The sequence below is a fragment of the Microbacterium sp. NPDC089321 genome (assembly GCF_040684935.1).
GTDB lineage: Bacteria > Actinomycetota > Actinomycetes > Actinomycetales > Microbacteriaceae > Microbacterium.
On record NZ_JBFBGX010000001.1, the window covers coordinates 1,496,044 to 1,508,724 of the forward strand.

At 66.5% G+C, this 12,681-nt stretch carries 21 protein-coding genes; 20 read left to right on the plus strand and 1 reads right to left on the minus strand.

Translation table 11 applies throughout. From position 1 onward, the window contains the following. Positions 1–9 precede the first annotated feature (9 nt). The 19 genes from rplB (at position 10) to map (ending at position 10,496) form a co-directional block, all read left to right on the plus strand. Positions 10–849 (plus strand): 50S ribosomal protein L2, encoded by an 840-nt coding sequence (gene rplB / locus AB0N59_RS07035; RefSeq protein WP_071640282.1) that lies wholly within the window; start codon positions 10–12, stop codon positions 847–849. A gap of 12 nt (positions 850–861) precedes the next feature. Beyond that, positions 862–1,143: a 30S ribosomal protein S19 gene (gene rpsS / locus AB0N59_RS07040; RefSeq protein ID WP_071640280.1), complete on the plus strand. Its 282-nt coding sequence runs from the start codon at positions 862–864 to the stop codon at positions 1,141–1,143. A 38-nt stretch (positions 1,144–1,181) separates the two neighbouring features. Beyond that, positions 1,182–1,583: a 50S ribosomal protein L22 gene (gene rplV / locus AB0N59_RS07045; protein ID WP_182254257.1), complete on the plus strand. Its 402-nt coding sequence runs from the start codon at positions 1,182–1,184 to the stop codon at positions 1,581–1,583. Continuing rightward, positions 1,583–2,347 (plus strand): 30S ribosomal protein S3, encoded by a 765-nt coding sequence (gene rpsC, locus AB0N59_RS07050; protein ID WP_071640276.1) that lies wholly within the window; start codon positions 1,583–1,585, stop codon positions 2,345–2,347. The genes rplV and rpsC overlap by 1 nt, the downstream gene beginning before the upstream one ends. After that, a complete protein-coding gene (gene rplP, locus AB0N59_RS07055; RefSeq protein ID WP_099194600.1) occupies positions 2,347–2,766 on the plus strand; it encodes a 50S ribosomal protein L16 in 420 nt (139 codons plus the stop codon). The genes rpsC and rplP overlap by 1 nt, the downstream gene beginning before the upstream one ends. Next, positions 2,766–3,080 (plus strand): 50S ribosomal protein L29, encoded by a 315-nt coding sequence (gene rpmC / locus AB0N59_RS07060; RefSeq protein ID WP_204974446.1) that lies wholly within the window; start codon positions 2,766–2,768, stop codon positions 3,078–3,080. Before rplP ends, rpmC begins: the two co-directional genes overlap by 1 nt. Then, positions 3,080–3,394, plus strand: coding sequence for a 30S ribosomal protein S17 (rpsQ, locus tag AB0N59_RS07065; RefSeq protein WP_363480697.1), 315 nt, complete (start codon positions 3,080–3,082; stop codon positions 3,392–3,394). The genes rpmC and rpsQ overlap by 1 nt, the downstream gene beginning before the upstream one ends. Beyond that, the gene (gene rplN, locus AB0N59_RS07070; protein WP_099194602.1) at positions 3,391–3,759 is read left to right on the plus strand and encodes a 50S ribosomal protein L14; all 369 of its coding nucleotides are present in this window, start codon (positions 3,391–3,393) and stop codon (positions 3,757–3,759) included. Before rpsQ ends, rplN begins: the two co-directional genes overlap by 4 nt. A 2-nt stretch (positions 3,760–3,761) precedes the next feature. After that, positions 3,762–4,121, plus strand: coding sequence for a 50S ribosomal protein L24 (gene rplX, locus AB0N59_RS07075; protein ID WP_363480700.1), 360 nt, complete (start codon positions 3,762–3,764; stop codon positions 4,119–4,121). Then, the gene (gene rplE / locus AB0N59_RS07080) at positions 4,121–4,711 is read left to right on the plus strand and encodes a 50S ribosomal protein L5 (protein ID WP_363480703.1); all 591 of its coding nucleotides are present in this window, start codon (positions 4,121–4,123) and stop codon (positions 4,709–4,711) included. Before rplX ends, rplE begins: the two co-directional genes overlap by 1 nt. A 147-nt stretch (positions 4,712–4,858) precedes the next feature. Further along, positions 4,859–5,257: a 30S ribosomal protein S8 gene (gene rpsH / locus AB0N59_RS07085; RefSeq protein ID WP_204974443.1), complete on the plus strand. Its 399-nt coding sequence runs from the start codon at positions 4,859–4,861 to the stop codon at positions 5,255–5,257. 6 nt (positions 5,258–5,263) lie between these two features. After that, positions 5,264–5,800, plus strand: coding sequence for a 50S ribosomal protein L6 (gene rplF / locus AB0N59_RS07090; RefSeq protein ID WP_204974442.1), 537 nt, complete (start codon positions 5,264–5,266; stop codon positions 5,798–5,800). Between the two features lie 2 nt (positions 5,801–5,802). Then, complete coding sequence (gene rplR / locus AB0N59_RS07095; RefSeq protein WP_182254230.1) at positions 5,803–6,162, plus strand: 50S ribosomal protein L18; 360 nt, start codon at positions 5,803–5,805, stop codon at positions 6,160–6,162. Positions 6,163–6,182: 20 nt separating this feature from the next. After that, positions 6,183–6,842, plus strand: a complete 660-nt coding sequence (rpsE, locus tag AB0N59_RS07100) for a 30S ribosomal protein S5 (protein WP_224818681.1) — start codon at positions 6,183–6,185, stop codon at positions 6,840–6,842. Beyond that, on the plus strand, positions 6,842–7,027 hold the full coding sequence (gene rpmD / locus AB0N59_RS07105) for a 50S ribosomal protein L30 (RefSeq protein ID WP_071640253.1): 186 nt from the start codon (positions 6,842–6,844) through the stop codon (positions 7,025–7,027). Before rpsE ends, rpmD begins: the two co-directional genes overlap by 1 nt. Further along, positions 7,027–7,611 carry a 50S ribosomal protein L15 gene (gene rplO / locus AB0N59_RS07110; protein ID WP_363480708.1) on the plus strand — a complete coding sequence of 195 codons (585 nt, stop codon included), beginning with the start codon at positions 7,027–7,029 and terminating at the stop codon, positions 7,609–7,611. The genes rpmD and rplO overlap by 1 nt, the downstream gene beginning before the upstream one ends. A 113-nt stretch (positions 7,612–7,724) precedes the next feature. Then, complete coding sequence (secY, locus tag AB0N59_RS07115; protein WP_204974440.1) at positions 7,725–9,047, plus strand: preprotein translocase subunit SecY; 1,323 nt, start codon at positions 7,725–7,727, stop codon at positions 9,045–9,047. Further along, positions 9,044–9,640 (plus strand): adenylate kinase, encoded by a 597-nt coding sequence (locus tag AB0N59_RS07120; RefSeq protein ID WP_363480711.1) that lies wholly within the window; start codon positions 9,044–9,046, stop codon positions 9,638–9,640. The genes secY and AB0N59_RS07120 overlap by 4 nt, the downstream gene beginning before the upstream one ends. Positions 9,641–9,647: 7 nt before the next feature. Further along, positions 9,648–10,496 (plus strand): type I methionyl aminopeptidase, encoded by an 849-nt coding sequence (gene map / locus AB0N59_RS07125; protein ID WP_363480714.1) that lies wholly within the window; start codon positions 9,648–9,650, stop codon positions 10,494–10,496. 78 nt (positions 10,497–10,574) lie between these two features. On the opposite strand, the gene AB0N59_RS07130 is transcribed toward map, so the two are convergent. Next, a complete protein-coding gene (locus AB0N59_RS07130) occupies positions 10,575–11,516 on the minus strand; it encodes a hypothetical protein (protein WP_363480717.1) in 942 nt (313 codons plus the stop codon). 355 nt (positions 11,517–11,871) lie between these two features. On the opposite strand from AB0N59_RS07130, the gene AB0N59_RS07135 reads away from it, so the two are divergent. Next, entirely contained in the window at positions 11,872–12,531 is a 660-nt protein-coding gene (locus AB0N59_RS07135; protein ID WP_363480719.1) for a thioredoxin domain-containing protein, read from the plus strand. Positions 12,532–12,681 lie beyond the last annotated feature (150 nt).

Genomic DNA, 12,681 nt, shown 5'->3' on the forward strand with positions numbered 1-12,681 from the left:
GGACTAATAATGGCTATTCGCAAGTACAAGCCCACGACCCCGGGTCGCCGCGGTTCGTCGGTGGCCGACTTCGCCGAGATCACCCGATCGACGCCTGAGAAGTCGCTGCTGCGCCCGCTCTCGAAGACCGGTGGTCGCAACAACCAGGGCCGCATCACGACCCGTCACATCGGTGGTGGCCACAAGCGCCAGTACCGTGTCATCGACTTCCGTCGCAATGACAAGGACGGCATCAACGCCAAGGTCGCTCACATCGAGTACGACCCCAACCGCACCGCGCGCATCGCGCTGCTGCACTACTTCGACGGTGAGAAGCGCTACATCCTCGCCCCGAACAAGCTGAAGCAGGGCGACGTCGTCGAGTCGGGTGCCGGCGCTGACATCAAGCCGGGCAACAACCTGCCGCTGAAGAACATCCCCACCGGTACCGTGATCCACGCGATCGAGCTGCGTCCCGGCGGCGGAGCGAAGATGGCCCGTTCGGCCGGCGCCTCGGTGCGTCTGGTCGCGAAGGACGGCCCCTACGCACAGCTGCGTCTGCCCTCGGGCGAGATCCGCAACGTCGATGCGCGCTGCCGCGCGACCATCGGCGAGGTCGGCAACGCCGAGCAGTCGAACATCAACTGGGGCAAGGCCGGCCGCAAGCGCTGGAAGGGCGTCCGCCCGACCGTCCGCGGTGTCGCCATGAACCCGGTCGACCACCCGCACGGTGGTGGTGAGGGCAAGACGTCCGGTGGACGTCACCCCGTCTCCCCGTGGGGCCAGGCTGAGGGTCGTACCCGTCACGCCAACAAGGAAAGTGACAAGTACATCGTCCGCCGCCGCAACGCCGGCAAGAAGCGCAAGTAGGAGTAGAGGAAGATGCCACGCAGTCTCAAGAAGGGCCCCTTCGTCGACGAGCACCTGCTTCGCAAGGTGGTCGGACAGAACGAGTCCGGTACGAAGAACGTCATCAAGACCTGGTCGCGTCGCTCGATGATCATCCCCGCAATGCTGGGACACACCATCGCCGTGCACGACGGTCGCAAGCACATCCCTGTGTTCGTGACCGAGACCATGGTCGGCCACAAGCTGGGCGAGTTCGCGCCCACCCGCACCTTCCGCGGCCACGAGAAGGACGACAAGAAGGGCCGTCGCCGCTGACGCGGTGACGCTCTGGACAGAAACAGAGGAGGAGAACAATGGTGGAATCCATCGCACGCGTCAAGCACATCCGCGTGACCCCTCAGAAGGCTCGTCGTGTCGTCGCGCTCATCAAGGGCAAGCAGGCGCAGGAAGCACTGGCCATTCTGAAGTTCGCACCGCAGGGTGCCAGCGAGCCGATCTACAAGCTCGTGCACTCTGCCATCGCCAACGCATCGGTCAAGGCCGACCGCGACGGCGAGTTCCTGGACGAGCAGGACCTGTACGTGAAGAACGCGTACGTCGACGAGGGCACGACGCTCAAGCGTTTCCGCCCCCGTGCTCAGGGTCGTGCCTCGCAGATCAAGAAGCGCACGAGCCACATCACGGTCGTGCTGGCCACCCCGGAGGTCGCTGAGGCGGCTGCACCGGCGGCCAAGACGAAGAAGGCGAGCAAGTAATGGGCCAGAAGGTCAACCCGTACGGCTTCCGCCTCGGCATCACCACGGACCACGTGTCGCGTTGGTTCTCGGACTCGACGAAGCCGGGCCAGCGTTACGCCGACTACGTCGCCGAGGACATCAAGATCCGTCGTCTGCTGCAGACGCAGCTCGACCGCGCCGGCGTCTCGAACATCGAGATCGAGCGCACCCGCGACCGCGTGCGTGTGGACATCCACACCGCACGTCCGGGCATCGTCATCGGCCGCCGCGGCGCCGAGGCCGAGCGCATCCGCGGCGACCTCGAGAAGCTCACCGGCAAGCAGATCCAGCTGAACATCCTCGAGGTCAAGAACCCCGAGGCCGACGCTCAGCTCGTCGCGCAGGGCATCGCCGAGCAGCTCTCTGCTCGTGTGGCGTTCCGTCGCGCGATGCGCAAGGGTCTGCAGGGCGCTCAGCGCGCCGGCGCCAAGGGCATCCGCATCCAGGTCTCCGGCCGCCTCGGCGGCGCGGAGATGAGCCGCTCGGAGTTCTACCGCGAGGGTCGTGTGCCGCTGCACACGCTGCGCGCGAACATCGACTACGGCTTCTACGAGGCGAAGACCACCTTCGGCCGCATCGGCGTGAAGGTCTGGATCTACAAGGGCGACCTCACCAACAAGGAGCTTGCTCGCGAGCAGGCCAACCAGAAGCCTTCGCGCGAGCGTGGCGACCGTCGTGGCCCCCGTGGCGACCGCGGTGACCGTCGCAACGAGGCTCCCGTCGCAGAAGGAGCGTCTGCCTGATGCTTATCCCTCGCAAGGTCAAGTACCGCAAGCAGCACCACCCGAAGCGTTCGGGCCAGGCCACCGGTGGCACCAAGGTGTCGTTCGGTGAGTTCGGCATCCAGGCGCTGACCCCCGCGTACGTGACGAACCGTCAGATCGAGTCCGCTCGTATCGCGATGACCCGTCACATCAAGCGTGGTGGAAAGGTGTGGATCAACATCTACCCCGACCGCCCGCTCACCAAGAAGCCCGCTGAGACCCGCATGGGTTCGGGTAAGGGCTCGCCCGAGTGGTGGGTCGCCAACGTCAAGCCGGGCCGTGTCCTCTTCGAGGTCGCGGGCGTGAACGAGCAGCTCGCACGCGAGGCGCTCACCCGGGCCATTCACAAGCTGCCGCTCAAGGCACGCATCATCAAGCGCGAGGAGGGCGACGCGTAATGGCGATCGGCACCAAGGAGCTCGCTCCGGCAGAGCTCGACACGTTCGAAGACCAGCGCCTCGTTGAGGAGCTGCGCAAGGCCAAGGAGGAGCTGTTCAACCTCCGTTTCCAGTCGGCCACCGGCCAGCTGGAGAGCCACGGCCGCATCCGCGCCGTCAAGCGCGACATCGCGCGCCTCTACACCGTGATCCGCGAGCGCGAGCTGGGCATCCGTGCGACGCCCGCTCCGGTCGAGGCTCCGGCGAAGAAGGCGTCCAAGGCGAAGGCGAAGAAGGCCGATGAGGCTGAGGCGCCGAAGGAGGAGGCCGAGTAATGGCTGAGAAGAAGGCTGCTGCCGCCGTCGAGCACGGCGAGCACGACGTCCGCGACGCGGACGCACGCGGTTACCGCAAGGCCCGCCGCGGCTACGTCGTCAGCGACAAGATGGACAAGACCATCGTCGTCGAGGTCGAGGACCGCGTGAAGCACCCGCTTTACGGCAAGGTCATCCGCGTGACCTCGAAGGTCAAGGCGCACGACGAGAACAACACCGCCGGCATCGGCGACCTCGTTCTCATCAACGAGACCCGCCCGCTGAGCGCCACCAAGCGCTGGCGTCTGGTGGAGATCCTGGAGAAGGCAAAGTGATCCAGACCGAGTCCCGCGTCAAGGTCGCCGACAACACCGGCGCCAAGGAGCTGCTCACGATCCGCGTCCTCGGTGGCTCCAGCCGCCGCTACGCCGGCCTGGGCGACACCATCGTCGCGACCGTCAAGGACGCGATCCCCGGTGGGAACGTCAAGAAGGGCGACGTGGTCAAGGCCGTCATCGTCCGCACCGTCAAGTCGACCCGTCGTGCAGACGGCTCGTACATCAAGTTCGACGAGAACGCCGCCGTCATCCTGAAGAACGACGGGGAGCCCCGCGGCACCCGTATCTTCGGACCGGTCGGTCGTGAGCTTCGCGACAAGAAGTTCATGAAGATCGTCTCGCTCGCCCCGGAGGTCATCTGATCATGGCGAAAATCAAGAAGGGTGACCTGGTTCAGGTCATCAGCGGCCGCAAGCAGGACAAGGGCGGCGACCGCGGCAAGCAGGGCAAGGTCCTCGAGATCCTCGTCGAGCAGAACCGCGTCGTCGTGGAGGGCGTGAACTACGTCACCCGCCACAGCCGTGTCGGCCAGACCCAGCGCGGCACCAAGACCGGTGGCATCGAGACCGTCGAGGCCCCGATCCACATCTCCAACGTCGCTCTCGTCGACCCCTCGAGCAAGAAGCCGACCCGCGTCGGCCACCGCGTCGAGGAGCAGGTCAAGGACGGCGTGAAGCGCACGGTCCGCGTGCGCTACGCGAAGAAGTCAGGTAAGGACCTCTGATGGCTACGGCAACTGCTGCTGAGACTGGCAAGACCCAGCCTCGCCTGAAGCAGAAGTACAACACCGAGATCAAGAAGGCTCTGCAGGAGCAGTTCGGCTACGCGAACGTCATGCAGATCCCCGGCCTGGTCAAGGTCGTCGTCAACACCGGTGTCGGTGAGGCGGCTCGTGACTCCAAGGTGATCGAGGGCGCAATCGCCGACCTCACCAAGATCACCGGTCAGAAGCCGATCGTCACCAAGGCCCGCAAGTCCATCGCGCAGTTCAAGCTGCGCGAGGGCCAGGCCATCGGTGCGCACGTCACCCTCCGTGGCGACCGTGCGTGGGAGTTCGTCGACCGCCTCGTCAACCTGGCGCTGCCGCGCATCCGCGACTTCCGCGGTCTGTCGGCCGACCAGTTCGACGGCAACGGCAACTACACCTTCGGTCTCCAGGAGCAGAGCGTGTTCCACGAGATCGACCAGGACAAGATCGACCGCGTCCGCGGATTCGACATCACCGTGGTCACCACGGCCAAGACGGACGACGAGGGTCGCGCACTCCTGCGCGCGCTCGGCTTCCCGTTCAAGACCGCAGACGCCCCGGCGTAAGCGGAGAGTGCGGGGAGGGATGCTGCACAGCATCCCTCCCCGCATCCCGTACAATTGAAGATTGTGCGTCCGCTCGGACGCGACTCTCATCGAAGGCCGTCTGTCGTGTAACGGCAGCCGGAACCTCATGATCGAAGGAACCCGAATATGACAATGACAGACCCGGTCGCAGACATGCTGACCCGTCTGCGCAACGCGAACTCGGCGCACCACGACTCCGTGACCATGCCGTCGAGCAAGCTCAAGACGAACATCGCCTCGATCCTCCAGCAGGAGGGCTACATCGCAGGCTTCGAGGTCACCGACGCACGCGTCGGCAGCAACCTCACCCTCTCGCTCAAGTACGGTCCCAACCGTGAGCGCTCCATCGCCGGCATCAAGCGCGTGTCGAAGCCCGGTCTCCGCGTCTACGCGAAGTCGACCGAGCTGCCCAAGGTCCTCGGTGGCCTCGGCGTTGCCATCCTGTCCACCTCCTCCGGTCTTCTCACCGACCGTCAGGCTGAGCAGAAGGGCGTGGGCGGAGAAGTTCTCGCCTACGTGTGGTGATCTGACATGTCGCGAATCGGACGACTTCCCATCGACATCCCCGCGGGCGTGACCGTTTCGGTCGACGGCCGTGAGGTCGCGGTCAAGGGCCCCAAGGGCGAGCTGTCGCTCACCCTGGCCAACCCGATCGAGGTCTCGGTCGAGGAGAACCAGGTTCTGGTCACCCGCCCGGACGACGAGCGCGAATCGCGCTCGCTGCACGGCCTGACCCGCACCCTCATCAACAACAACATCATCGGCGTCACCCAGGGCTACTCCAAGGGCCTCGAGGTCGTCGGCACCGGTTACCGCGTGCAGCAGAAGGGCAACTCGATCGAGTTCGCCCTCGGCTTCTCGCACCCGGTCCTCATCGACCCGCCCGCAGGCATCACCCTGACGGTCGAGGGCACCAACAAGGTGACCGTGAGCGGCATCGACAAGCAGGCGGTCGGCGAGGCCGCTGCCAACATCCGCAAGATCCGCAAGCCCGAGCCGTACAAGGGCAAGGGTGTGCGCTACGCCGGCGAGGTCGTGCGTCGCAAGGCCGGAAAGGCTGGTAAGTAACCATGGCTGTCAAGTCCAAGTCCGCCGCCCGCGCGCGTCGTCACGCACGTCTTCGCAAGAAGATCGTCGGCACCGACGCCCGCCCGCGTCTCGTCGTCAACCGCTCCGCGCGCCACGTGTTCGTGCAGCTCGTCGACGACGCCAAGGGCCACACTGTGGCATCCGCTTCCACGCTCGAGACCGAGCTGCGCTCCTTCGACGGTGACAAGACCGCCAAGGCCCGCAAGGTCGGCGAGCTCGTCGCTGAGCGCGCGAAGGCCGCCGGCGTTTCCGAGGCAGTGTTCGACCGTGGCGGCAACCGCTACGCCGGTCGTGTCGCAGCCATCGCCGATGGCGCCCGTGAAGGGGGGCTGGCACTGTGAGTGACATCAAGGAGAACGAAGTGACCGAAACCGCTCCTGCCGAGGCTCAGGCTGAGCCGCAGCGCGAGCAGCGCGATGGCCGCCGTGGCGGCCGCGACCGCGGCCAGAGCCGCGACCGCAACTCGCGCGACCGTGGTGACAACCAGTTCCTCGAGCGCGTCGTCACCATCAACCGCGTCTCGAAGGTCGTGAAGGGCGGTCGTCGCTTCAGCTTCACCGCTCTCGTGGTCGTCGGCGACGGCAACGGTCTGGTCGGCGTCGGCTACGGCAAGGCCCGAGAGGTCCCCCTGGCGATCTCGAAGGGTGTCGAAGAGGCCAAGCGCAACTTCTTCCGCGTCCCCCGCGTCGGCTCGACCATCCCGCACCCCGTGCAGGGTGAGGCCGCCGCAGGTGTCGTGCTGCTTCGTCCGGCCGCTGCCGGTACCGGTGTCATCGCCGGTGGCCCGGTTCGCGCCGTGCTCGAGTGCGCCGGCATCCACGACGTCCTGTCGAAGTCGCTCGGCTCGTCGAACACGATCAACATCGTGCACGCGACGGTCGAGGCCCTGCAGGGTCTCGAGGAGCCGCGCGCCGTCGCTGCTCGTCGTGGTCTCGACTACGACGCCGTCGTGCCGGAGATCATCATCCGCAACGAGGCGAAGGCCGCTGCTGCCGCCGCCGCGCAGAAGGTAGGTGCCTGATGGCTGAGCGCCTCAAGGTCACGCAGATCAAGTCCAAGGTGAGCGAGAAGCAGAACCAGCGCGACACGCTGCGTTCGCTCGGTCTCAAGCGGATCGGCGACTCTGTCGTTCGTCCCGACGACGCTCAGACCCGCGGCTACGTCCGCGCCGTCGCGCACCTCGTCAAGGTTGAGGAGATCGACTAATGGCTGAGAAGAACGAAGCCGTCGAGGCCGAGAAGGCCCCGAAGAAGACCGCCGCCAAGAAGCCGGCTGCCACCAAGGCCGCTCCGGCCAAGGCCGCCGAGAAGAAGGCTCCGGCCAAGAAGGACGCTGAGGCTCCGGCCGCTCGTCCCGCCGTCCTGAAGGTGCACCACCTGCGTCCCGTCCCGGGTGCTCACACCGCCAAGACCCGCGTGGGTCGCGGTGAGGGCTCGAAGGGCAAGACCGCCGGTCGTGGAACCAAGGGCACCAAGGCGCGCAACACCGTGCGCGCCGGCTTCGAGGGTGGGCAGATGCCGCTGCACATGCGCACCCCGAAGCTGCGCGGGTTCAAGAACCCGTTCCGCGTCGAGTACCAGGTCGTGAACCTGGCCAAGCTCGCGGAGCTCTACCCCAAGGGTGGAGACGTCACCGTCAGCGACCTGGTCGCCAAGGGTGCCGTGCGCAAGAACGAGAAGGTCAAGGTCCTCGGTGACGGCGACATCTCGGTCAAGCTGACCGTGTCGGTCGACAAGGTCTCGGGCAGCGCCGAGCAGAAGATCGTCGCCGCCGGCGGTTCGGTCAACTGAGCCAGCCGCTGTGAACGCTGGGAGGGGTCGGAGATTCTCCGGCCCCTCCTGTGCGTTACCCTGGACTTTCGGCCGTCCTTCGACGTTCGGCAATCCCTTCAGGAGGAACGCCCTTGTTTAGCGCCATCGCGCGAATCTTCCGCACGCCCGACCTGCGGCAGAAGATCCTTTTCACCATCGGCATCATCGCTCTGTACCGTCTGGGTTCGAACGTGCCGGCTCCGTTCGTGAACTTCCCGAACGTCGAGCAGTGCCTCGCTGCCAACGCCGGCACCGACGGTCTGCTCGGCCTGGTCAACCTCTTCTCCGGCGGTGCACTGCTGCAGCTGTCGATCTTCGCCCTCGGCGTCATGCCGTACATCACCGCGACGATCATCACGCAGCTCCTGCGCGTCGTGATCCCGCACTTCGAGACCCTCCACCAGGAGGGCCAGGCCGGTCAGAGCAAGCTCACCCAGTACACGCGCTACCTCACGATCGCACTCGCACTGCTGCAGTCCGCGACCGTGGTGACCGTCGCGCGCAGCGGCCAGCTGTTCGGCCAGACCGACGTCGCCGCCTGCAACACGCTTCTGACCAACGACGTGTGGTGGGCACAGGCGCTCATCATCATCGCGATGACCGCAGGAACCGGCCTCATCATGTGGATGGCCGAGCTCGTGACCGAGCGCGGCATCGGCAACGGCATGTCGCTGCTGATCTTCACCTCGATCGCCGCCACCTTCCCCGGTTCGATGTGGGCCATCTGGGAGGCGAAGGGCTTCGAGACCTTCCTGCTGGTGATGCTCATCGGCATCGTCGTCATGACGCTCATCGTGTACGTCGAGCAGTCGCAGCGACGCGTGCCCGTGCAGTACGCCAAGCGCATGGTGGGCCGTCGCACCTACGGCGGCACCAACACGTACATCCCGATCAAGGTCAACATGGCGGGCGTGATCCCGATCATCTTCGCCTCATCGCTGCTGTACGTGCCGATGCTCATCGCGCAGTTCAACACGCCCACCGACGGCAGCGAGCCGCCGGCCTGGGTGGCATGGATCCTCGCGAACATGGCCACGGGCGACCAGCCGCTGTACATGCTGGTGTACTTCCTGCTGATCATCGGGTTCACCTACTTCTACGTCGCGATCACGTTCAACCCGGTCGAGGTCGCCGACAACATGAAGAAGTACGGCGGGTTCGTCCCCGGCATCCGTGCCGGCCGTCCCACCGCCGAGTACCTCGACTACGTGATCACCCGCATCACATTCCCCGGTTCGCTCTACCTCGGTCTCGTCGCGCTCATCCCGCTGGTCGCGCTGGCCACGGTTCAGGCCAACCAGAACTTCCCGTTCGGCGGCGCCTCGATCCTGATCATCGTGGGTGTCGGACTCGAGACGGTGAAGCAGATCGACGCGCAGCTGCAGCAGCGCCACTACGAAGGGCTCCTCCGATGACCGCTTCCGCTCGTCTTCTGATCGTCGGCCCGCAGGGCTCCGGCAAGGGCACCCAGGGCATCCGCATCGCCGAGGCGCTGCAGATCCCCGTGGTCTCCACCGGCGACATGTTCCGCGCGAACATCAAGGAGGGCACCGAGCTGGGGCAGAAGGTCACCGCGATCCTCGATGCAGGCGACCTGGTGCCCGATGAGCTGACCAGCGAGATCGTGCGCGATCGTCTGTCGCAGGACGACGCCCAGGGCGGCTTCCTGCTCGACGGCTACCCGCGCAACACCACTCAGGTGCACCACCTCGACGCGTTCCTCACCGAGCACGGCGCGGCGCTCGACGCCGTGATCCTGCTCGACGTGCCGCGCGAGGAGAGCATCGCCCGCCTCAGCCTCCGTGCGGTGGAGCAGGGGCGCTCCGATGACACCGACGAGGCCATCGCGCACCGTCTCGACATCTACGAGCACGAGACCGCTCCGATCATCTCGGTGTTCGAGGAGCGCGGCATCGTCGACCGCATCGACGGCGTCGGCTCGCTCGACGAGATCACCGAGCGCATCTCGGGCGCCCTCGCGGCGCGCGGCATCGGTCAGCTGGTCTGATCTGTCGATGTTCCGCAAGTCGATCTACAAGACCCCGGCCCAGCTCCGCTCGATGCTCGAGCCGGGGATGATCACCGCCGCGGCTCTCGACGCCGTGCGGCCGCTGGTGCGCGCCGGCGTGACGACGGCGGAACTGGATGCCGTGGCCGAGCGCACGATCGTCGACCGGGGCGCCGAGTCGAACTTCCAGCTCGTGCGCGGTTACCGCCACACGACCTGCATCTCGGTGAACGAGCAGGTCGTGCACGGCATCCCGGGTGATCGGGTGCTCGAGCCGGGCGACATCGTCTCGATCGACTGCGGAGCGCAGTTCAAGGGATGGAACGGCGACAGCGCCGTGACGTTCGTGGTGCCCGACCCGACCAGGCCCGATCTGGTGGCGCGCCGCGAGGAGCTCTCGCGCGTGACCGAGGGCTCGATGTGGGCCGGCATCGCGGCGATGGCATCCGCCTCCCACATCGGCGATCTCGGTGCGGCCATCCAGCAGTACATCGAGGCGCAGGGGCCGTCAGAGGTCTCGGGTGAGCCCTACGGCATCCTGCGGGAGTACGTGGGCCACGGCATCGGACGCAAGATGCACGAGGCGCCCAGCGTGTTCAACTACCGCACGCCGGATGCCGGGGCTGAGATCCGCCCGGGTCTGGTGCTGGCGATCGAGCCGATGGTCACCGCCGGGGGAGAGGCGACGTTCGTCGAGGACGACGACTGGACGGTCTCGACGATCGACGGCAGCGACGGCTCGCACTGGGAGCACAGCGTCGCCCGCCACGAGGGCGGCATCTGGGTCCTGACCGCGGCCGACGGCGGCGCCGCCGGCCTTGCGCCGTTCGGCATCACTCCCGTCCCCTTCGCCTGACGCCCTTCGTCGGTCCCGGGATCGGCGTTTCGCTGAGAAACCACGTTCTGCGCGAGACGCCATGTCCCCACGCGTGCGTCATGCAGAAAGGGGTTTCTCGCGATCGGCACGAGCAGACCGACGTGTCGATCTGGGGCGGTGAGCCATCGCAGCGAGCATTGCCGATTCGCGCGGGCGCACCGGCCTGAGGCCTACCGAGCGCAGAGAGCGGACCAGCGGTTCGACGCGCCATGCGTCGCTCAGGTCCCAGCGGGCGACCGGATGCCCGTTGCGGCGCAGTCGGTCTTCGCGGCGCTTCTCATCGCGCAGGCGCTCGGCGGATCGCTCCGGATCCTCGAGCTCGTACTTTCCCCAGCCGTCTGATTCGCCGACCGCGCCGACGCTCGGGAAGAAGAAGTCGGTGCGATCCTCATGGCCCTCGTAGCGGAACACGCGCTGCGATTCGGGATGCTCGAATCCGCACCACCCGATGACCGCCCGGCTCACGCTCTCTCCGGGTGATTCGGCTCGCGGGTCTGCGTGCGCCCACACCCAGCGAGCGCGGGCGCGCCCCCTGCGGTTTTGCTGAAGCTGCTGGCGCTCGCGCAGGGTGCGCACCTGCGTGAACCCGCGCTGCGACGACGAGACGGCGGCGTCTGTCACCGCGAGTCCTTGAGCAAGCGGAAGCACGCGGACCAGGTCGATCACCGTGTCGATCGGGGATGTCGTCGCGATGCCGGCGATGGTCCCCACGTGGCGCGGGTCGACGCTCGTGTGCACGACGATGTCTCCGAATCTGCGCGACGCGCTGCGATCGGGGTCGTAGACATGGAGATCGCGCGGCTCCTCGAACAGCGGCAGACCCAGCACGACGGCGGCCGATTCCAGACACAGAATGGCATCGGGGCGGACGCGCAGCAGGGCATGGACCCTCAACGCGTAGCGCTGCCAGCTCGGCAGGGCCGAGAATGCAACGCGGTCGACGTAGACACCGGGGCGCACACGCGCGTACGCGGGTGAGGGAAGGCGGATGCCCAGCATCCGGCCCTCCTTGGACGTGATCAGCGGTAGAGGCGACACTGTGCCCACGCCCGGTGCGTGATTCGAGATCATCGCCCGAGACTGCCGGGTCAACGGGTGTCGCCGCGGCGCTGGACCGGCCATCTGCGGAGAACTCACCCCGCCAGCCATCTGTGCAGGACGACTGGTCTGCGCTGAGAAACCGCGTTCCACGTCAGAAACCACGTGTCCACATGCGTCTGGTGCAGAAAGTGGTTTCTCGCCGGGGGCGGGGGGCGGGGGGCGGGGCGGGGCGGGGAGCGGGGGTTCACATGGCAGGCATAGCGTGCGCGGGGCAGAATGGTTCCGACAATTTAGTGCTGAAGATCGGACTGTCATGGCCCACGCCCAGAGCAAGCCCAACTGGTTTGCCATCGGAATCTCCATCGCCGTCGTCGTCGTGCTCGTCGCGCTCGGTGCGGTCGTCGTCTGGCTGAACAACCAGGCCACCGATGCGGGTCCGGCGCCGAAGGGCGACATCGTCAACTCTGAGACCGGCGCGATCACCTTCGGCGAGGGCGAAGACGTCGTCTCGACCTACATCGACTTCATGTGCCCGGCGTGCAACGCGTTCGAGCAGGCGTACGGACAGCAGCTGCAGGAAGCCGCGGCATCCGACGACATCACTCTCGAGATCCACCCGATCGCGATCCTCGACCACCTCTCGCAGGGCACGAACTACTCGTCCCGCGCCGCAGCGGCCATGTACTGCGTCGCCGAGAGCGATTCCGACAAGGCGCTCGAGTTCCTCAACACCCTGTTCGCCAATCAGCCCGCAGAAGGGTCGACCGGCCTGACCGACGACCAGCTGAAGCAGATCGCCGAGCAGGTGGGTGCCGACAAGGCCGCGAGCTGCATCGACGACGGCACCTACCTCAAGTACGGCGCCGCGCAGGCCAAGGCCCACGAGATCAAGGGCACCCCGACCGTCGAGATCAACGGCAAGCGTCTCGACATCAAGGACATCAACACCGAGCTGCCGAAGGTGCTGCCCTGATCCAGGCCCGCAGCATTTGCCGCACGGGCACCGAGGGTCTATCATAGATCTTTGGTGCCTTGCGCCTTGTTCTGGCGTGTCCGAACGGGCGGCATCACACTCATCACCCATCCACCGCAGATCGACCGGTCTGCAGAAGCGTCAGCGAGG